Genomic DNA, 19,146 nt, shown 5'->3' with positions numbered 1-19,146 from the left:
CTAAGGACATCAATCAAGATGTTCTTAGTGATACATTTTATGGTTTCTGTATGCTTAAGTTGACACTAATGCCCATCACCGCGCTCCCCCTGTGCCGCCACCACCGCCATTGCCGCCGCCACCCCCACTGCCACCATTGCCACCAATGGCAGTGCCCTGACCCGATCCGATAACAATGACAATTGCATTGCCGCCATTGCCGCCGCTACCCCCTCTGCCGCCGCCACCGCCATTGGCATTGCCGCCATTGCCGCCGCGATTGGCATTGCCGCCGTTGAACCTGTTGTTACCCCTACAACCACCTACCAAGCTGGCTTCATCACTCAGAGTGAGTTCAGTGAAAAGTGTGCCTTCCATAGTTCTCTCTATAAATTTACTTAATGCAAGTTACCTGGGAGCATTAGACCCCCTGCGTGAATATTAAGTACCACGACAGAATTAATTACATATTGCTTATTTGCCAATTCTTTACCAGTCAAAGATTTCAGACCAGATTTTGTGTAATTAATTTTGTACGATTACTTAAATTAGGTAGATCGATACCTTCACCTATTTACGAAGCGTTAACATTAACTGGAACGGGATGAATACGACCCAAATCTGTAAGCTTGTGGAAAACCTTGGCCAATAAAATAGGCTCAGGTTTTTGAGCAAGCATTTTTATGGTTTCGTGGACATAATGAAAACGTATCTTCTCAATAGATAAATTCAGGGAAAATTGTCTTTCTTATTGCCTTATACCTCCTGCTTACTGCCTTATCCCAACGACAAATTTTTACGCTGACCTACTTATTTTACTAACTGGGTGTTTTACCTCACTAAAAGAATAACGAGTATCATTGCTATCTGTAATATCTGTCACTTAATTTACTTTTTAAAGTGTTCAGGTTTCTAGACTTTTGCTGTTCGTTATTCATCACAAATTAATATTCTCAACAATCACAAAAAAATACGAGGGGGGTTTTGTGGGATTAAGTGGGAAATTAGCAAAGATTAATATTCATGCCAATAGACCTCTTGCAGAAAAGTTTTGTGGTATGATAAGGAGTTTTATAAAAATCCATATCAGAACCTATATAGAGAACTTTTGTTACCTCGTTGGGATGTCTGATAGAGATAGAAAGCAAATTGCAAGTTAGATTTCAACCTTGGTGAAATGTTTTATGGCATCCAAAATATACATACATTTATCTAACGGAGTTTTGCAACGCTTGCAAAATGTGAAAGATTTTGTAGGTGAAAATGTTAACTCTCTAAGTAACTCAGCACAACAAGTTGGGGAGTCTTTGAAGGCAACAGCAACTACAACGACTGATAAAGCAATTGATACAGTTACGACAAGTTTAGAGGAAACTTGGCAAACTGCTGAGAAATTTAAGAGTACAACATCAGGCGCAGTTAAAGATGCGATGGCATCTTCTGTAAGTGATTGGCTGACACAACACCCCATATTATTTAGGTTAGTTCAAATACTAGGTTGGGCGACTAATCACCCAATTGTTAGTATAGCGATTTTGCTGTTTGCGATCGCTCTCATCTGGAGCATCATCAAAGCAATTGTCCGCTTGATTGAAACGGCTAGTTGGTCAATACTGCAAGTTCCGTTAAAATTGCTTCAGGCTTTGATTAAAGTTAGTTTTCTATCCTTAACTAAAGTTGGTAGTTTTACAATTCAACGAATGACAGTTACTAAAACAGTTGATAACCTGCCAGCTTTGCCACCTGAAAATTTCCAACCAAGTAAGCAACAACGATTAGCAGAAATATCTCATCGTTTAGAAGCAATTCAAAAGGAACAGCATGAGCTTTTACAAGAAGCCGCAGACTTGATTGCTTCAGATACAATTGATATAGAACTATCAAAAATTAAACAGCTAAAAAGCGTTGAATCACATCTTGGCTGAGTTCGGCTGTGGAACCGGAGGCGACAATACCACCTTTTTGCATAGCGTAATAGTAATCAGCCTGACGGACAAAGTGTAAATGTTGCTCTACCAATAAAACCGAAATGCCTGTGGTTTCGACGATGCGACGGACTGCGGCTTCAATTTCTAGGATGATGGAGGGTTGAATACCTTCGGTGGGTTCATCCAATACAAGTAATTGAGGTTCTCCCATTAAAGCACGAGCGATCGCTAATTGTTGCTGCTGTCCTCCACTCAAATCACCACCCATCCGCGAAAGCATGGTTTTTAACACCGGGAATAAGCTAAAAACTTCCTCTGGAATTTCTGCTTTTTTTACTGGTTTGCGTCTAGCTTCCAACCCCAGCAGCAGATTTTCTTTAACTGTCAACCGGGGGATAATTTCTCGTCCTTGGGGGACATAACCAATTCCCAACTTTGCCCTTTGGTCTGGAGATTTCGAGTTGATTAATTCTCCAGCTAAGTTAATAGTACCACTGCGGGGTTTGAGTAAACCCATTATTGTTTTAAGTAATGTCGATTTACCTACGCCATTGCGTCCAATTAGGCATATCATTTGCCCAGATGGTACGCTTAAATCTACATTGCGGAGAATATGGCTTTCACCGTAGTAAACGTTAAGGTTAGAGATTTTTAGCATTAGAAATTACCTGTATATGAAAATTTCACCCAGAGGCGCAGCGCAGTGTTAGCCTATTGCCCCAACAAACGAGTAAAACCTTCTTGCTCAAAGTGTTTATCAGTTGTTAATGCCTCCATAATTCCTTGCCTACGCATTAACACAAAGCTTACAGCATCACATAACGAATAGGTTTTATCCTGTCTTGCTAACAATAAATCTATTGCTTCTCGATGTAGCGGCTCATCAACCCATACAATTTGAACGTTTGAATTGTTGATCAGTTCAAGGCTGTATGACAGTACAATTGAACGGGAAAAGCCTCGAACCAATGCTAGAGCCACTAATTCTGCTAAAACATAGTTGTGCGTAAGCCGAGTTCTGCTTGTACTAGCAATCAGTTCAACTGCCCTTTCATGTTGTGGCTCATCTTTATGGAGAAAGCAGAGCAATCCTGACGTATCAAGCAGCATAATCTACATCCCAATGCTTAAAAGTCATTGGTGTAAGCTTTTGCCAAGTCAGCATCAATGCTTTCGTTATCTATACCTGTGGCATAACCCAAGCTAATTGCACCTGCATAACTAAGTAAACGTTGATGTGCTTCTTCTGGCTGAACTTCTGGTTGTAGCTTTGCACCAGTCAGAAGACGATGCTGCCCATCAAGAGATGTCACAATCAATTCTGCTACCGAAAGCCCGATGGCATCAGCTTGCTGCTGCAAAGCTGCATAGACATCATCACTTAATTCCAGTGTTAGCAGTTGGCTCATAGGAATAAACGATTGCAAGTAAAGCTAGGGCAATTATAGCTCAATACAGTTCAGTTAAGCCCCAAATCATTTGTAGAGACGTTGCAATTGCTAGTCTCTACATACCTAAAATCAATACCAAAAATCCTTAACCCAAGCATATTGCTATATAGAATACTGTAGTGGCTACTCTCAAGTCTGTAGCGACTACTCTCAAGTCTGTAGCGACTACTCTCAAGTCTGTAGTGACTACTCTCAAGTCTGTAGCGACTACTCTCAAGTCTGTAGCGACTACTCTCAAGTCTGTAGCGACTACTCTCAAGTCTGTAGCGACTACTCTCAAATCTGTAGCGACTACTCTCAAGTCTGTAGCGACTACTCTCAAGTCTGTAGCGACTACTCTCAAATCTGTAGCGACTACTCTCAAGTCTGTAGCGACTACTCTCAAGTCTGTAGCGACTACTCTCAAGTCTGTAGCGACTACTCTCGTGTTTCCTACCTTTTGCCTTATTACATGAGTAATTATATACCGAAATATTACTGAGGCAAGCTCAAAAATTTTATTATCAGAAATTGCGATTTATGCTGAAGCGGAATCGGGCTTAATTGAGGCAAGCTAGCTCTAGAAGTATCTTAAAAGAGAAATTGTATGTCTCGTCAAAAACGTACATCCCGTGTTTTAGAAAAAGCTGAATTAAGAGCATCTGGGATGAAATCGATTGTTCCAAGCATTAAATTTGAACAAGATTATACATTAGAAAAACTGATTGAGTCAATCCAACAGTTACGCAACAAACTTGATGTTCATAATAGCGCTCTGGCTATAGTTGACTCTTCTTTAACAGAAGTTGAAGAGATGGAAAAAAACTTGAGACAGCTTTCTGAGAAAATGTTAATGGTGGTTGCTATCAAGTATGGTAAAGACAGCGCTGAATATGAAATGGCGGGTGGTGTTCGCAATAGCGATCGCGTCCGCAAAATGAGATCGAGCCGCTTAAAAAATATTGCAGAACAAGCATCAGATAAAAATGCTAAAACTGCATAGAAAATTATGCTTTGCCTCCCCTCTCCGATGCTTTGGGGAGGGGATTAAGGAATGGGATGTTAGAGATTTGTCTAAGATAGCTAATATTATTCTTTTGTAACTTTGGAGGAATAAAAATAATTGTAGGTTAGCAAACTATAATTTTTACACTTTTGTACAAGATGGGATTATTCAACAGTTAGACTAGGATAAACAACCTTATAATATTCAGTGGTAGTCTATGTAGGGTAAGAAGGCAAAGCAAATGACCCAAACGACGAAAACCCAAAAACTGCTGACCTTTGAGGAGTATCTTACCTATGACGATGGTACAGACACGCGCTATGAGTTGGTGGATGGAGAACTAGTCGAGATACCACCAGAAAGTCAGGAAAATAGCAATCTGGCAAGATTTTTATTTGTTGAACTCCTAAAACATTTCCCCTTTTATTTAGTTGCTCACAAGGATACAGAAATTGAGGTGGCGGGGCGACGGGCGAGATGTCGTTTACCTGACTTAATGGTTCACACAGAAGAATCTTATGCTGCCCTTATCGGTGCTACTCGTGCTACCCTCACCCGTGATATGCCGCCGCCTGCGCTAGTGATTGAAATTGTTTCACCGGGAACAGCGAACCGTGTTCGTGATTATCGCTACAAGCGGACGGAGTATGCCGCTAGGGAAATATTGGAGTATTGGATTGTTGACGCACAGATGCAACAAATTACGATTTGCCAGTGGGTGGAGGGACAGTATGAGGATAAGGTATTTACAGGTGCGACTTACATGGAATCAGTGGTAATTGCTGATTGGGTGCTAACAGTAGAGCAGGTGTTTAATATCATGTCCGGATAAATAGTTATGATTCCCACAGTCATTGCACCCCACCCCCAACCCCTCCTGCTTGCGGGGAGGGGAGACAAAGCGACGATTGTCGGGGTGGGGTTCTTCGGGTTTAATAAGTAATCAAGCGGACATGATATAACAGCGCAATCCGACTAGAATTACCAGGCGAATAGAATCTTATTGAAAAATAAAAACTGGGATGCACTCCGCATCAAATTGCAGAAACAAACTCGTTGACTGTAAGCCCAGCAGTGCGAATCAAACTTCGCAACGTTCCTTTTGCTACTTCACGATGCTCAGGAACAGACAGTGTGGCTAACTCTCCTTCCTTAACCAGGATGATATGGCTTCCACTTTGACGTGCAACTTCCCAACCAAATGATATCATGTCCGCTTGATTCCTTATTAAACCCCAAGAACCCCACCCCTTAATCCCCTCCCCGCAAGCGGGGAGGGGAGACAAAGCGTAGCTTTGGCGGGGTGGGGTGGAATGACTGTGGGAATCATAACTAATTATGCGGACATGATATGACTCAAATACACGAACAACTTCACGTCCGCTAAGAACAGGAATGTCAAGCTACTCACGACCGTGATGCAAATGCAGCATTAAATATCAGAACTGAAGGCATACGGATATTACAAAACAATGGCGGAGGGAACCCCGTTATTGCCGAGTCGAGGCAGCGTAAGACCAATAAGCCACAAGGTGGAAAGGCTGTTGTCGTTGAAACCGGAAGCCTACACCGACCCGCAAGGGCGGTGTAGGTAGTTCACTCTTCCTGTTTTCCTAGATATACTTCAATAACACGAGAATCATTTTGCACTTCCTCAAAATTCCCTTCGCACAGCACCGAACCTTCATGTAACACCGTTACTTTCCGGGCAATTTGACGCACAAATTCCATATCGTGTTCAATTACTAAAATGGAATGACTTTGTGCTAGTGCTAAAAGTAATTCACCGATGTTATAGGTTTCTTCATCTGTTAAACCCGCAACTGGTTCATCAACGAGTAATAAATCTGGTGACTGTGCTACTAACATCCCAATTTCTAAACGCTGCTTTTCGCCGTGGGAAAGTAAAGCTGCTCTGATATCTGCTTTCGGCGTTAAGCCGATGGTTTCCAATAATCCTTTAATATTATTCTTTTCAACAGCATTAGAACGCTCAAACAAAGTAGAAAAGACATTTTTATTCTTGTTACTGGTAATTTCTAGATTTTCACGGGGCGTTAAATTTAAGTAAATTCGGGGTGTTTGAAACTTGCGCCCAATTCCTAACCGCGCAATTTTATATTCAGGTAAAGAACGCAGGTTTTTACCTTTGAATAAAACTCGCCCAACAGTTGGTTGCACTTTCCCCGTAATCACATCCAGAAATGTTGTCTTTCCCGCACCATTGGGGCCAATTACTACTCGTAATTCACCCACATCCATGCTAAAGTTAAGCTGATTTAGAGCCTTAAAACCGTCAAAACTAACAGTTACGTTTTCAGTTTCCAATATTTTCGCGTTCATGTTGCACTTCGGCGTCTTCTTCCAAGGTGGGATATGTAGCAATTTGTTGACGGCGGTTGAAAAGAGAAATATTCTGGCTACGCAACCATCCCACTATGCCGTCAGGAAGCACTGTAACGACTATCAAAAATAGTGCGCCTTGGAAAAATAGCCAGATTTCAGCAAATTGTTCACTTAAAAAAGTGCGGGCATAATTTACTAACAAAGTTCCGACAATCGCCCCAATTAAAGTAGCGCGTCCTCCCACCGCTACCCAAATCACCATTTCAATCGAAAAGGCAATATCCATTGATCTGGGTGAGACAGAACCACTCTGGATGGTGTAAAATGCTCCTGCGATGCCTGCGATCGCACCTGAAACTGCAAACACCAGCACCTTATAATCTGTAGGATCGTAGCCAGAAAATCTTACCCGACTTTCATCATCACGAATAGCTATCAACAATCTCCCAAAGCGTCCAGTTGTCAACCAGCGACAAATTCCGTAAGTGGCTGCGAGAAACACTACCGTCAAAATGTAGAAAACAAATTGCGTCTTCGCATCACTGACTGTTGCCCCAAACAAAGTTGTAAAATCTATCAGTCCATTTGTACCGTTGAAAAGCTGTTGTTGACCGTTAAAAAAATTAAAAAATACAATAGTTCCGGCTTGAGTCAAGATAGAAAAATAAACTCCCTTGAGGCGATTTCGGAAAACCAAATATCCCAATAATCCCGCCAATAACCCTGGAATTAGTACCACAAAAGCTATTGTCAAAGGAAAAGAATAAAAAGGTTGCCAAAACGCGGGAAGTTGCGTAACCCCATAGAGCATCATGAAATCAGGCAATTCACCAGTGGGAACTTGCAGCTTCAGGTACATTGCGATCGCATATCCACCCAAACCAAAAAAAATACCATGTCCCAAACTTAGTAAACCAGTATAACCCCAAATCAAATCGATACCCAAAGCCACAATCGCCAGCGACAAAAATCGCCCCAACAAATTTAGACGAAACTCCGTAAGCAACAGTGGCATAATGATAATGAGGAAAAGTGCGATCGCAACCACCACCCCCACCTCAATTAATAACCCTCCTCCCCTCTTCCTCATTCTCTGTGTCCTTTGCGTCTCTGCGGTTTAAACATCAACAGTACGTCCCTTCTGCGGAAAAATCCCCCCAGGCTTCCACTGTAAAAACACAATAATCAGCGCAAACACCATCACTTTAGCCATACTCGTCGTCGCAAAAAAACTAAACAAATCAGCCAAAGGCTTCACAGGACTCAACAGCAAAGCTAAAGTCCCAGAACCAATTAAAAAATTAGCCGTACCAATACCCAACGCCGCCACAATCGTCCCGGCTAAATTGCCCACACCCCCAACAACAACCACCATAAAAGTATCAATAATATAATTTTGTCCCGTATTTGGCCCTACAGAACCGAGCAAACTAATTGCACATCCAGCCACACCAGCTAAACCAGAACCCAGTGCAAAAGTAATTGCATCAACCTTTTGAGTTGGAATACCCAAACAAGCACTCATACTCCGGTTTTGCGTCACAGCCCGAATTCTTAAACCCCAGCTAGAACGTTGTAAGAATAGATAAATTCCCGCCACACAGATTACCGTTAAACTAATAATAAATAACCTAGCAAAGGGTAATTGTACACCACCCAAAGATATCCCCGCTTGTAACCAACTAGGCGCTGTTACATCTACATTTTGAGCGCCAAACCAAGGTTGAGTAACTGCTAACTGATAAGTTTGACTCAAGAAATTGCCCGTTGTGATTGTCACCCCCAGCGATAATAAAAATATTACCGCCACAATCCAGTTACGAACTCTTCCCAAATCAGTGCGAGAATTTAAAATCCATAAACCTCCAAAAAACAACAGAGAAAATAAGCCTATGCCAATTATCAATACCCAATTTACGCTGCGAACAAACTGTTGAAAAATCAAACTTACTCCCCAAGTTGCCAAGAGAGTTTCTAGAGGCCGTCCATAGAGATAACGAATCACGCCTCTTTCTAGAATTAATCCCACAGCAGCCGTGAAAATAAAAGCGATAATCAAAGCCAAAAATATATATATTTCAAACCACACTCCACCCAATTGTTTGCAGGCATTTTGCACAACATAAGTTGTATAAGCGCCGAACATCATCAATTCACCATGCGCCATATTGATAACGCCCATCAATCCAAATATAATCGCCAATCCCAAGGCAGCAATTAATAATACAGCGCCAATACTAATGCCATTAAATACAGCTTCTAAAAATCCTGCTAACACTTATTTCTCCTACATAGCATCTCTTTTTCATTAGTCATGTATCATTTGTTATTCACTAATGACTAATGACTAATGACTAATGACTAAGAAATTAAACTTTATTGTACTTACCACCCTTAGCCGGGTCACTCCAATCACAAGCAAATCCCTTAGTCTCTTTTACAAATTGATTCCAAGGAACTGGCTCAACGGCTGTCGGAGTAGCATAAACAATATCAAATAAACCATCTAGCCTTACTTGACCAATCCGCACAACTTTGGATATGTGATGATTGGCATCCATTGTCACTTTACCTTCAGGTGCATCTATAGTTTGACCATACGCCGCAGCCCGTACCTTCTCTAAATCAGTAGTGCCAGCTTTTTCTACTGCTTGCTTCCACAAATAAACGGCGATGTATGCTGCTTCCATTGGGTCATTTGTTACCCGATTTTCACCGTATTCTTTTTTGAAAGCTGCTACAAATTTTTTGTTAGCAGGTGTGTCTACTGTTTGGAAATAGTTCCAAGCTGCATAGTGACCTTTGAGATACTCTACACCAATTGCTTTGACTTCTTCTTCAGCAATACTTACAGACATAGAAGGATATTTTTCTGGTGTCAATCCAGCCCCTTTTAATTGTTTGAAGAAAGCGACATTACTATCACCATTTAGGGTGTTATAAATCACGCCACCATTGGGCAAATTTTGTTTTATTTTAGTAATGATAGGCGTAACTTCTGTATTGCCAAGAGGTAAATAATCTTCACCAACTGTTTTCCCACCTAAAGCTTCTAGTTGAGCTTTAATAATTGTGTTAGCAGTGCGGGGAAAAACGTAGTCAGAGCCAACTAAGAAGAATTCTTTTCCTTTATTTTTTAACAGCCAATCAACAGATGGTTCAATTTGTTGATTTGGAGCAGCACCAGTGTAGAAAATATTTTTAGAACACTCTTGACCTTCATACTGCACAGGATACCAGAGCATGTGATTTTTGCTCTCGAATACTGGCTTAACATTCTTGCGGCTAGCAGATGTCCAACAACCAAAAACTACACTGACTTTATCTTGATCAATTAGTTTAGTTGCCTTTTCTCTAAAAGTATCCCAGTTAGAAGCACCATCTTCGGTAACTGCTTCAATTTGTTTACCTAAGATACCACCTGCAGCGTTAATTTCTTTGATTGCTAATTTTTCAGCATCGACAACGCTTTTTTCACTAATAGCCATTGTGCCACTAAGGGAGTGCAAAATACCTACTTTGATTGTGCCTCCAGCAGTAGCAGCAGCAGGAGATGCAGCAGGAGGTGCAACTGGACTCTCTGTAGCAATTGGGGAATTATTCGCGCAAGCCTTCAGAAAAAAGCTGCTTCCAAAACTTAGAGAACCGTAAACTAAAAACTTGCGTCTGTTAAATTGTCTTCTCATCTTTTTATGAATTTTCCTCTTGATCAATCAGCCAACTTAATAGAAAGCTGACAATATTAAACTTTAAAGTGTGATGATAGTGCGATAGTTTACTATGAAAAAGTTACTTGTTATACAAAATGTCTGAACTTTGTAATAAAAAAATAACTTTACAAGATTAATTTTTGTGAAGCTGAATATTGTGAAATTATTCTCAGTAATGAAGAGATAGCTGGATAATAATCTCATCTTTCTTGCCAGATGCAAAATTAGCAAAGCGCTTTGCCAAAGGTGGTATAATCACCAAAGGATTGCTAAACCCAGAGAATAGATGAACGCTCTCAAATCCTGGGATAGTACCAATCAAGGGCAGGCGATCGCTACTAAATGCCACCAAGCAATGATGCCAAGTTCCTGGTAAATTCTCCAATGCTGGTAAAATTTGACCAACACTTCTTCGCAACCATTTTTTACTTTCCTCTGAGTTTACCTTGGCATAAGGATCTGTGAGAACGCGGCTAATTTGACCGATGCGAAAGCTACCATCTTGAAACTGAATCGCACCTGCATCTAAAATTGGCGGTACTGGCTCATTACCTAGTTCATTCCACAATTCATCAACTTGAGTAGATTCAGCTTCTAGTTGAAACCGTTGCAAATTAGCTGGCATAACTAAGGTGCGTAACTGCACATCCACAGGTGGGGTTTCAATGATTTCTGCATGGGTAAAATACAGTTTGACGGTAATACCAGCAGATTTTAGTAGTTGGCGGCTGAGTCCACCCGCACAGATGACAACGTTAGCACTGTGAAAAGTTCCAGTAGTTGTTTTTACACCATCTTGCAATACTTGCAATACTTGAGTAATCTGCATTTCACCCCCAGCACGCTCAAAAGCTTGGATGTAGGCTTGTGCTGTTTTTTCTGGATGAATATGGCCGTGTTTGGCAGTTAAAGCACCAGATATCGCCTCTCGATTTAGCAGTGGTTCCAACTCACAAGCTTCTTGGACACTCAATAAACGGGGTGGAATGGCAAAATGATTATATGATTCAGCCGTTGCTTCTGGGTCATTAGCGGCTGAAATAGTAAGTAATAAATCTAATTCCCGAAACTGGATATCAGCGTCTAACTCTTGAGATAGGATATGGTAACGCGCGATCGCTTCTTCGCACAATTGACGAGTTAGTGGTGTAGTACCCGACCAATAGGCAAGCCCACCATAACTATAGCGAGTTGCATTTTGTGGTCTGCTGTCTTGCTCCAACAAAAGTACACAAAAGCCAGTTTTAGCCAGTTCATAAGCAAGTGCAGCACCCGTAATTCCAGCGCCAACCACAATCCAGTCGTAGGTTTTCATACTTAATTACTGGACTTTAGACTAAAGAGTACAGCCACGGTGGTGAGTGAATAAAATATCATCTATAGCAGTCGCTTTTTAACAAAGATTATACCTGTAGTTGGTTATAGCCCTGCAATCATAAGCAAGTTTAATCAGCCAACGAAGTTATGCGGGTTGTAGCGGTTTTGATTGATAAGTTGGATTTGATGGGCAGATCGCACGTTGGTGATGCTAACGAAGGTACAATACTTTCGGTCATCAATTATACGTTTTGCGAATAACGTGTAATTCCAAATTTTGCCCCAATTGCGGAATCTATAAAAGAAAGCATGTAATATCAGTAAAGTGTGATGTTGCATTCATGAGGTAGTACATGGAGTCACTAACAGAGGGTGTGATCGTAACTCTGGCTTTAACCATTGAGAGGGCGCAAATGATGTTTATTTCTCGTGGTCTTTTAGCTAAAGCTTGTGTTTTAGGATTGCTCAATGCCAGAGCTTACTTTAATGGATTAATCTTTACTCACTAAAGAAAAAGTTGGATTCTCCCAATTTCAACTATACTAATTTCCAAAGTAAAAATTCATTAATACTAACTTTAAAAATTTTAAATTCAATTATGTTAACACACTTGAAAAATTACTACTGCGCTGTATTGACTATTATAATCTACTTGGTAGTTGGCATTAATTCAGGAAACGCTCATATCGTTTTAGATAAAAACAATGAAGAAACATTGAAGTGTACTGACGCAGAACGTAGAAAGATTAATGAGTTTAATCAAGAAATTGATAAATTTCAAGATATATTGGATGATGAGGAATTTACATACAACCCTACTGAAGAAAAATATGAAAAGCTTGCAGCATGGCGTGAAGCTTTGGTTGCTTGTAATTATAGTTTAAACGACGTACCCACTCTCCTTGCAAATCTTAGTAGTAAAAATAAAAACACTAGGGCTGTGGCGGAAGACGTTTTTATAGAAATGGATCTAAAAGCCTTGCCAGCTCTCCTTGCAGCCCTTAAAAAGGATGACACAACTATTCGCAATAATGCAATAGAAGTTCTAACTAGTTATGAAATGTCTATCGGTGATGAAAGATACACTAAATCATTGGCTAATGCTCTAAAAGAAGACAATCAAAACTTTCGTATTTCCGTTTTATCTATCATAATTACTAATCTAGAGAATTGTAGAAGAGGAGAAGTCAATGATGAAATTTTATTTTATTCTATAGCTGAAAATCTTGATAATAAAAATCCCAAAATTCGCACTTTAGCGGCAACTATTCTTTACAACAGCGAATACTCGGAAAAGATATTAGATAACTATAAAAATAGTCCAGACCAGAATACCCGTCAACGTGCTGCTGAAATTATCAAAAAAATTGAACAGGAACCAAAGATTGCAGTTGGGATAAGTTGTCCTAGTAGGATCAGAGATTTCCGCACAGCACTTTTAAAGTATTTTGCAAATCAACATAAGAAAAGACGTAATAATCAACGTTATAGATGACACAATCATTAATTAAATAAATAAAAAACAGCAAAGCCTTTTTCTATAAAAATTGCCAGATAAGAAAAGATTTTTAACATTATTTACAGGTGTAGTATTGTGATGTTTATTTCTTTCCGAGCGTTGATACCTACTTGAGATTTACTATTATAATTTATGTCTCACAACTTCTACCGCGTTCAACTTCAAGGCAAATCTTTTAAAAACCAAAATCTTACTGGTGCAAACTTTAGTTACGCTGACATTAGAGGTGTAGATTTTTCTAAAGCCATTCTCATTGGTGCTAACTTCGATCATGCTGAAGCTGGATTGCAGCGCTGTTGGGTAATTAGTTTGGCAATTGTCGCATTACTTCTATCAACAATGTCAGGATTTGTTTACACTTACGCCGGCTTTACCATAGCTCATTTAGGCATTTTATCGCGTATGGTTATCTTGCTGACGTTAATTGCCTTCTCTGTTGTCGCTATCTACCAAGGTTTAAGAGCAGCAATAGGAATTATAGCTGTTATCTCTAGTATTTTGATGCTCTTCACTGTCGCTATTAGTTCAGAAAATCTAGAAGTGTTGATAGTTGAATTGGTATTTGGAACTTTGAGTATGGCTGGAGCTATAGCTGGGGCTATAGTATTTGCTGAAGCCGTAGTTATGACTAAGGTTATCACTGTGACTCCAACTACGGTGTTGGCTGTAGTCATGGCTTTGTTTGGTTCTGTACTTGGAGTTTTACCTACAGGTTTTGATAAGGAAGAATTTATTGTAACTGCACCTCTAGCTAGTTTTATAGCTTTATTTATGGTTGCTCTTGGCACTTATCTTGGTGAGAAAGCATTCGCTGAAGATGAGAAATATTCACTGCTCAAAAAAATAGCTGTTAATCTCTGTGCTAAAAAAAGCACAAGTTTTTGTGGTGCAAATTTGACCGATGCTGATTTTACATTTGCAACACTCAAAAGTACAGATTTCCGAGATGCTCTTCTTACTCGTACCTGTTTCTATCAAGCAAAAATGCTCAACCGTGTTTGTGCTGAGAAAACTTACCTTCAAGAGGCACAAGTGCGCCATGTGTTGGTTACGGGACAGGGACAGGATAAGAATTTTGACCGCCAAGACTTGCGCGGTGTCAACTTCAAAGGCGCGAATTTGGTGGACGCCAGTTTTATTGGTGCAGACCTCAGTCAAGCGAATTTACAAGAGGCAGATTTATCCAGGGCAAAGCTAGTCCAAGCACAACTTAATGAAACGGATTTCACAGGCGCTACTCTCACCGGGGCATACATTCAAGATTGGGGCATTACTACTGATACAAAGTTTGATGGGGTGCGGTGTGAATACGTTTATATGCGACTGCCCACTAAAGAGAACCCTGATCCACTTCGCAAACCTGATAATCACAAGGAAGTGTTTGCAGATGGGGAGTTCGGTGATTTTATTCAACCAATATTTGACACCCTTGACCTTTACCATAACCAAGAAGTTGACCCAAGAGCGATCGCAATTTCCTTTAAGCAGTTAGCAGAAAATCATCCAGATGCTGAATTAGAAATTGTGGCGATGGAAAAACGGGGACAGGATAAGTTTCTGCTTCGTGCCAAAACAGCGATCGCGGCTGATAAATCCTATCTGAGTGCAGAGTATTTCGATACTTACAATGAGATAAAAGGCTTGCCGGAGCGGGAGATTAAATTACTACTAGAAGAAAAAGATAGCAGAATTCGTAGTTTAGAAAATTTTGTTAATCAGGCGCTACAACGCCCTAGTTTTTATTCAAATGTAGAACAGGTAGGTACTATGACTAACAACCCTGGTGGATTTTCAATTGATGGTTTAGTTGGCGGCAACGTCAACAACGTTCAAGGTGAAGGCAACCGAGTATTTCAAGGAGATACAACAATGTCTGGCGATCGCAATATCAACACAGGTGGCGGCAACTATAACGAACGCATTGAACGCGATTATATCCAAGGTAATTACTACGCTGCTGGAGTGCCCCAAAGTCTTGCTGAAGCTGCTGCCGAGATTCAGCTATTGCTAAAACAATTAGAGCAAACTTACCCGACCACTACTACATCACAGCAAATGGTAGTAGCAGCAGAAGCCATAAATCGAATTGAAAGCAACCCAACCTTGAAAAAACGAGTAATAAATGCTGTTAAGGAAGGTGGTTTAGCTGCGTTTGAGAAAGCTATTGATAACCCAGCAGGTGCTTTTATTGTTGGCGCTATCAAAGGCTGGCAGGAAGTGGAGTTTCGCACCGCGAACTAGTCTAAAGTCCAGTAATTACGAATTACGAACTTGTATTGAGCGCAGTCGAAATATTACGAATTACCATAAGTTGCTTGTAAACGACTTAAAAGATATTCTCCCGCCAAGATAGGCGGATAAATAGGTGGTTGTTCTTTCTGGCAACTTTCCAGACAAGCTATTTCTGTATCATCATTAGGATGACAGAAAAAAGCGATAGAATAACGGGACTGCTTCACCTTGTTATTACTGGGAATCATTACTCGATGCTTAGTTGAGCAAAACATATCATTTGTCCACCGTTGCATTAAATCGCCAGTATTAACTACCACAGTATCAGGAATCGCAGGTGCGGCAATCCAATTTCCAGATGCTGTCTGTACTTCCAACCCGCCAACGTCATCTTGGAAAAGTAAGGTAATACTGCCATAATCGGAATGCTCACCAGCACGCACCTGTCCAGGTTTGGGTGGTGTCTGCAATGGGGGATAGTGGAGTGATCGCAAGGTATGATTTTGTTGATTGTGTCTTATGATAAAAAAATCTTCTGGCAATTCCAACGCCAAAGCATAAGCTTGTAACACTGTGTTAGCAAGTTCTGTGCAATTATCATAAAAGGCGAGAATAGAAGCATCTATTGTTATAGCCGCTTGTTTGTTTACATTAAACGCCTCTTTCAAGTCGCCTGGTTTGTTGGGGTCAAGACGTTCTCTCTCAAGACCAACGTATCCTGTATTATTAAACTCATCACTCCAAGCTTGCTTTTGCTTAACTTCTAAAGGTAAATTAAAGAAAGATTTGCTGTGAGCGAATACTTGCCTGATTAGGTCTTTTGATATTCCTGGATTCTGCAAATACATGAAACCAATTTCATGGCAAGTTTGATAGATTTGTTTGATAATATTTCGCCGAGTTATTGTGTCGCCATTGGTAAACGCAGTTAAATCTATTATTGGAATTGTAACCATTTATTATATATATTTAGAAAATTTGTGTTTTTGTTTTGTTAACAGTAGTATAATCAATAATTAGGTACGTAACTTTATAATGACTCTTGCTCCTTGGCGAAGCGCGATCGCTCATGCACTCCATCGCAACCGCAGCCTTGTTTATGCCCGTTACCTCCAACTAGCAACGGTGCAGCCGAACGGTCGCCCCGCTAATCGTACCCTAGTCTTTCGTGGCTTTCTAGAAGATACAAACCAGCTAAAATTTATCACCGATACTCGTAGCGCTAAAGCCGACCAGATACAGCAACAACCTTGGGCAGAAGTTTGCTGGTACTTCCCCAATACACGCGAACAATTCCGAATCACTGGCTGTTTGACTCTGGTAGGTAATGATGATTCGCACCAGGATTTACAGCCAGCCCGCATTTCCATTTGGCAAGAACTGAGTGATGCTGCACGTTTACAGTTTGCTTGGCCCTATCCTGGTAAACCCAGAATCCAAGAAGTAGCAGTTTTTGAGCCACCAGCGCCCGATTGTGTTGAGCCAGTAGCTAATTTTTGTCTACTGCTACTCGACCCAGTGCAAGTAGACCATTTAGAATTACGCGGCGAACCACAAAATCGATGGCTTTACTGCCGTAATGACCAGCAAGAGTGGTCTAGCGAAGCGATTAATCCGTGATTTAGTCAAGAGTCAAAAGATTGACCCTAGCCCTTTCAAGGTGGATAAGAATTTTAGACCAGAAATTCCTCTTTAAGCTCTTTACTCTGTGTTCTCTGTGCCTCTGCGGTTTAAAAATAATTTTTCTAACCTTATTAGGCGCAGAGAACACAGAGAGAAAAAAAGAGATTTTACTAGTCACCTTGAAAGGGCTAAAGATTGACCCTTAACCCTTGACGTTTAACTAAATGCCAGCACCATCTAGAAATTGCTGGATAGTCTTATCTTTGAGGTTGCACCAGCGAGTATCGTGGGTTAGCTCATCCTCTTTGGTGGCTAAACAACCTACTAAAACAGGAGTTTTTTCTGAAGAATTGGTGCGCTGAAAAGTTTGTATTTGTTCTTCCAACGCCTCAATCCTGTCAACTAAAGCACGAATTACTTGGGCTTCTGAATCTGGTAAGTTATTGTGTTCAAGAGGTGCAACCCGAACTCCAGAACGATACATAATGCGCCCAGGCACGCCTACCACAGTACAGTCTGAAGGCACATCCCTTAGAACAACAGACCCAGCGCCAATACGGACATTATTACCAATTTGGATATTGCCCAGTACCTTAGCTCCAGCCCCAACTACGACGTTTTCACCTACAGTTGGATGGCGCTTACCACATTCTTTACCAGTACCCCCAAGGGTGACACCTTGATAAATTAGGGCATAGTCTCCCACGATCGCAGTTTCACCAATTACTACACCCATCCCGTGGTCAATAAACACACTTTTTCCAATTGCTGCACCAGGGTGGATTTCAATTCCAGTCAAAAACCGAGCCAAGTGAGAAATCAGGCGGGGAATAAAGGGAAGACCAACAGTATACAGCCAGTGAGCCAGCCTATGGAATAGCAGGGCTTGCAAACCAGGGTAACAAAATAAAACTTCCAACCAGTTACGAGCAGCTGGGTCACGTTCAAATATGATACGAAAGTCAGCACGCAGTATAGATAGCACGAGATAGCACCCTCGGAAAGCACAACAAGCTACTCTCCCATATTATCCTCTCAGACGTTACACCTCAAAATGGGGAATGGGGAATAGGGAATGGGGCATTGGGCATTGGTTATTAATTCTTCTCCCTCATCTCCCCCTGCTCCCCCTGCTCCCTCATCCCCCACTCCCTACTCCCCACTTCACTGCTGCTCCACTTTCAAAGTGTAATCGTGCTTGGCCCCAGGATTAAATGTACCCACCCAAATCCGATAGGTGCCACTTTTCCAGTTGCGATCGCTAACGCTAGCATCTTTACTTTTACCAGTGTCATCGCCGCAACGAATCGTAGTTTGGTCTGGCCCTTGGATCAGCAAAGTGGTGTCATTGCCGTTGCTATCGACTTGTATTGTCATCTGGGAAAAGTCCTTTTCCAAAACCATAATATGATCTGGATTAGGATCGGCAAAGCCAATACAGGCTTTTTGATCGCGATCGCGGTTACTTATAGCAGACAATGAGTAAGAACCACCTGTAAACCCCTGCACTGTTCCTTGTGCTGGATTAAAGTTTGTTGACAGGGTAAAAGTCCCAAAATTCGCTGTCTCTGCTATTACAGGCGTAGCTGTGATGGCAGCAAGTATAGCCAACAGCCAGCCGTTGCGAAACTGAAGTCGGGGGCGACAGTATTTCATAGTAGCCCTCCAACAGGCTGTTAGATTAGTAATGATATATACATATTCTAATGAAAAAATTCCAGTGAAATTTCAGTTGGTTGTGCCACATTCAAATGTGCCACAATAAAGGGTTGTACAAGCAGGCAGCTAAGAGGATGTTTGAAAAGTCTTCTTACCGATATCAAAAGTTTTAGATATCTCGAAATCTCCCTTAAAAACGGGGACTTTGATTCCGGTTTCCCCCTTTTGAAGGGCAGGGCTGTTTCATTCCCGAAAGAGCTTTAAAAATCAAGGGTTCTAGCAATTAAAAATTGGTTATTTTGTTCCTAGCGTGCCGATAAAATGAACTATTTTACTGATCTTTAAGTGCTTAAATGTTCATCTCATCGTCACCCTCACTTACCATTTTTCCCACTAA

At 41.0% G+C, this 19,146-nt stretch carries 21 protein-coding genes; 7 read left to right on the top strand and 14 right to left on the bottom strand.

Annotation, left to right across the window (positions count from 1 at the left end; all coding sequences use genetic code 11):
* Positions 1-75 precede the first annotated feature (75 nt).
* Positions 76-357 (bottom strand): hypothetical protein, encoded by a 282-nt coding sequence (locus LC586_RS19320; protein ID WP_229486343.1) that lies wholly within the window; start codon positions 355-357, stop codon positions 76-78.
* 806 nt (positions 358-1,163) lie between these two features.
* On the opposite strand from LC586_RS19320, the gene LC586_RS19315 reads away from it, so the two are divergent.
* Positions 1,164-1,904 (top strand): hypothetical protein, encoded by a 741-nt coding sequence (locus tag LC586_RS19315; protein ID WP_229486342.1) that lies wholly within the window; start codon positions 1,164-1,166, stop codon positions 1,902-1,904.
* Here LC586_RS19315 and urtE read toward each other — a convergent pair.
* From urtE to LC586_RS19295, 4 genes are all read right to left on the bottom strand, one after another.
* Complete coding sequence (gene urtE, locus LC586_RS19310; protein ID WP_190733880.1) at positions 1,867-2,565, bottom strand: urea ABC transporter ATP-binding subunit UrtE; 699 nt, start codon at positions 2,563-2,565, stop codon at positions 1,867-1,869. The two genes, LC586_RS19315 and urtE, sit on opposite strands and share 38 nt — an antisense overlap.
* Before the next feature lie 53 nt (positions 2,566-2,618).
* Positions 2,619-3,017, bottom strand: coding sequence for a type II toxin-antitoxin system VapC family toxin (locus LC586_RS19305; protein WP_229486341.1), 399 nt, complete (start codon positions 3,015-3,017; stop codon positions 2,619-2,621).
* 17 nt (positions 3,018-3,034) lie between these two features.
* Positions 3,035-3,316 carry a hypothetical protein gene (locus LC586_RS19300; RefSeq protein ID WP_229486340.1) on the bottom strand — a complete coding sequence of 94 codons (282 nt, stop codon included), beginning with the start codon at positions 3,314-3,316 and terminating at the stop codon, positions 3,035-3,037.
* Positions 3,317-3,443: 127 nt separating this feature from the next.
* Positions 3,444-3,764 (bottom strand): hypothetical protein, encoded by a 321-nt coding sequence (locus LC586_RS19295; protein ID WP_229486339.1) that lies wholly within the window; start codon positions 3,762-3,764, stop codon positions 3,444-3,446.
* Between the two features lie 180 nt (positions 3,765-3,944).
* Here LC586_RS19295 and LC586_RS19290 point away from each other — a divergent pair, with 180 nt between their 5' ends.
* A complete protein-coding gene (locus tag LC586_RS19290) occupies positions 3,945-4,340 on the top strand; it encodes a hypothetical protein (RefSeq protein ID WP_229486338.1) in 396 nt (131 codons plus the stop codon).
* Between the two features lie 244 nt (positions 4,341-4,584).
* Positions 4,585-5,175 (top strand): Uma2 family endonuclease, encoded by a 591-nt coding sequence (locus LC586_RS19285; protein ID WP_229486337.1) that lies wholly within the window; start codon positions 4,585-4,587, stop codon positions 5,173-5,175.
* A 202-nt stretch (positions 5,176-5,377) separates the two neighbouring features.
* Here LC586_RS19285 and LC586_RS19280 read toward each other — a convergent pair whose 3' ends face one another.
* The 6 genes from LC586_RS19280 to LC586_RS19255 all read right to left on the bottom strand — a co-directional run bounded on the left by LC586_RS19280 (position 5,378) and on the right by LC586_RS19255 (position 11,714).
* Entirely contained in the window at positions 5,378-5,554 is a 177-nt protein-coding gene (locus tag LC586_RS19280; protein ID WP_229486336.1) for a type II toxin-antitoxin system HicA family toxin, read from the bottom strand.
* Positions 5,555-5,939: 385 nt separating this feature from the next.
* Positions 5,940-6,686: an urea ABC transporter ATP-binding protein UrtD gene (urtD, locus tag LC586_RS19275; RefSeq protein ID WP_229486335.1), complete on the bottom strand. Its 747-nt coding sequence runs from the start codon at positions 6,684-6,686 to the stop codon at positions 5,940-5,942.
* Complete coding sequence (urtC, locus tag LC586_RS19270) at positions 6,661-7,779, bottom strand: urea ABC transporter permease subunit UrtC (RefSeq protein WP_229486334.1); 1,119 nt, start codon at positions 7,777-7,779, stop codon at positions 6,661-6,663. Before urtC ends, urtD begins: the two co-directional genes overlap by 26 nt.
* A gap of 27 nt (positions 7,780-7,806) precedes the next feature.
* Positions 7,807-8,967, bottom strand: a complete 1,161-nt coding sequence (gene urtB, locus LC586_RS19265; RefSeq protein WP_229486333.1) for an urea ABC transporter permease subunit UrtB — start codon at positions 8,965-8,967, stop codon at positions 7,807-7,809.
* A gap of 91 nt (positions 8,968-9,058) precedes the next feature.
* Positions 9,059-10,375, bottom strand: coding sequence for an urea ABC transporter substrate-binding protein (gene urtA, locus LC586_RS19260; RefSeq protein ID WP_229486332.1), 1,317 nt, complete (start codon positions 10,373-10,375; stop codon positions 9,059-9,061).
* A gap of 193 nt (positions 10,376-10,568) precedes the next feature.
* Positions 10,569-11,714: an NAD(P)/FAD-dependent oxidoreductase gene (locus LC586_RS19255; RefSeq protein ID WP_229486331.1), complete on the bottom strand. Its 1,146-nt coding sequence runs from the start codon at positions 11,712-11,714 to the stop codon at positions 10,569-10,571.
* Between the two features lie 355 nt (positions 11,715-12,069).
* Between LC586_RS19255 and LC586_RS19250 the strand changes: the two genes are divergently transcribed.
* From LC586_RS19250 to LC586_RS19240, 3 genes are all read left to right on the top strand, one after another.
* Complete coding sequence (locus LC586_RS19250; RefSeq protein ID WP_229486330.1) at positions 12,070-12,225, top strand: hypothetical protein; 156 nt, start codon at positions 12,070-12,072, stop codon at positions 12,223-12,225.
* An 8-nt stretch (positions 12,226-12,233) separates the two neighbouring features.
* Positions 12,234-13,211, top strand: coding sequence for a HEAT repeat domain-containing protein (locus LC586_RS19245; protein WP_229486329.1), 978 nt, complete (start codon positions 12,234-12,236; stop codon positions 13,209-13,211).
* 156 nt (positions 13,212-13,367) lie between these two features.
* The gene (locus LC586_RS19240) at positions 13,368-15,476 is read left to right on the top strand and encodes a pentapeptide repeat-containing protein (protein ID WP_229486328.1); all 2,109 of its coding nucleotides are present in this window, start codon (positions 13,368-13,370) and stop codon (positions 15,474-15,476) included.
* A 53-nt stretch (positions 15,477-15,529) separates the two neighbouring features.
* On the opposite strand, the gene LC586_RS19235 is transcribed toward LC586_RS19240, so the two are convergent.
* Positions 15,530-16,423, bottom strand: a complete 894-nt coding sequence (locus LC586_RS19235) for an isopenicillin N synthase family dioxygenase (protein ID WP_229486327.1) — start codon at positions 16,421-16,423, stop codon at positions 15,530-15,532.
* A 79-nt stretch (positions 16,424-16,502) separates the two neighbouring features.
* Here LC586_RS19235 and LC586_RS19230 point away from each other — a divergent pair, with 79 nt between their 5' ends.
* The gene (locus tag LC586_RS19230) at positions 16,503-17,087 is read left to right on the top strand and encodes an Npun_F5749 family FMN-dependent PPOX-type flavoprotein (RefSeq protein WP_229486326.1); all 585 of its coding nucleotides are present in this window, start codon (positions 16,503-16,505) and stop codon (positions 17,085-17,087) included.
* A 223-nt stretch (positions 17,088-17,310) separates the two neighbouring features.
* Here LC586_RS19230 and cysE read toward each other — a convergent pair whose 3' ends face one another.
* Both cysE and LC586_RS19220 read right to left on the bottom strand, forming a co-directional pair.
* Positions 17,311-18,075 carry a serine O-acetyltransferase gene (gene cysE / locus LC586_RS19225; RefSeq protein WP_229486325.1) on the bottom strand — a complete coding sequence of 255 codons (765 nt, stop codon included), beginning with the start codon at positions 18,073-18,075 and terminating at the stop codon, positions 17,311-17,313.
* A gap of 179 nt (positions 18,076-18,254) precedes the next feature.
* The gene (locus LC586_RS19220; protein ID WP_229486324.1) at positions 18,255-18,746 is read right to left on the bottom strand and encodes a hypothetical protein; all 492 of its coding nucleotides are present in this window, start codon (positions 18,744-18,746) and stop codon (positions 18,255-18,257) included.
* Positions 18,747-19,146: the final 400 nt, after the last annotated feature.

It is taken from the genome of Nostoc favosum CHAB5714 (assembly GCF_020829495.1).
GTDB lineage: Bacteria > Cyanobacteriota > Cyanobacteriia > Cyanobacteriales > Nostocaceae > Nostoc > Nostoc favosum.
The sequence above is the reverse complement of the archived record's forward strand: the minus strand, read 5'-3'. Positions and strand labels throughout refer to the sequence as shown.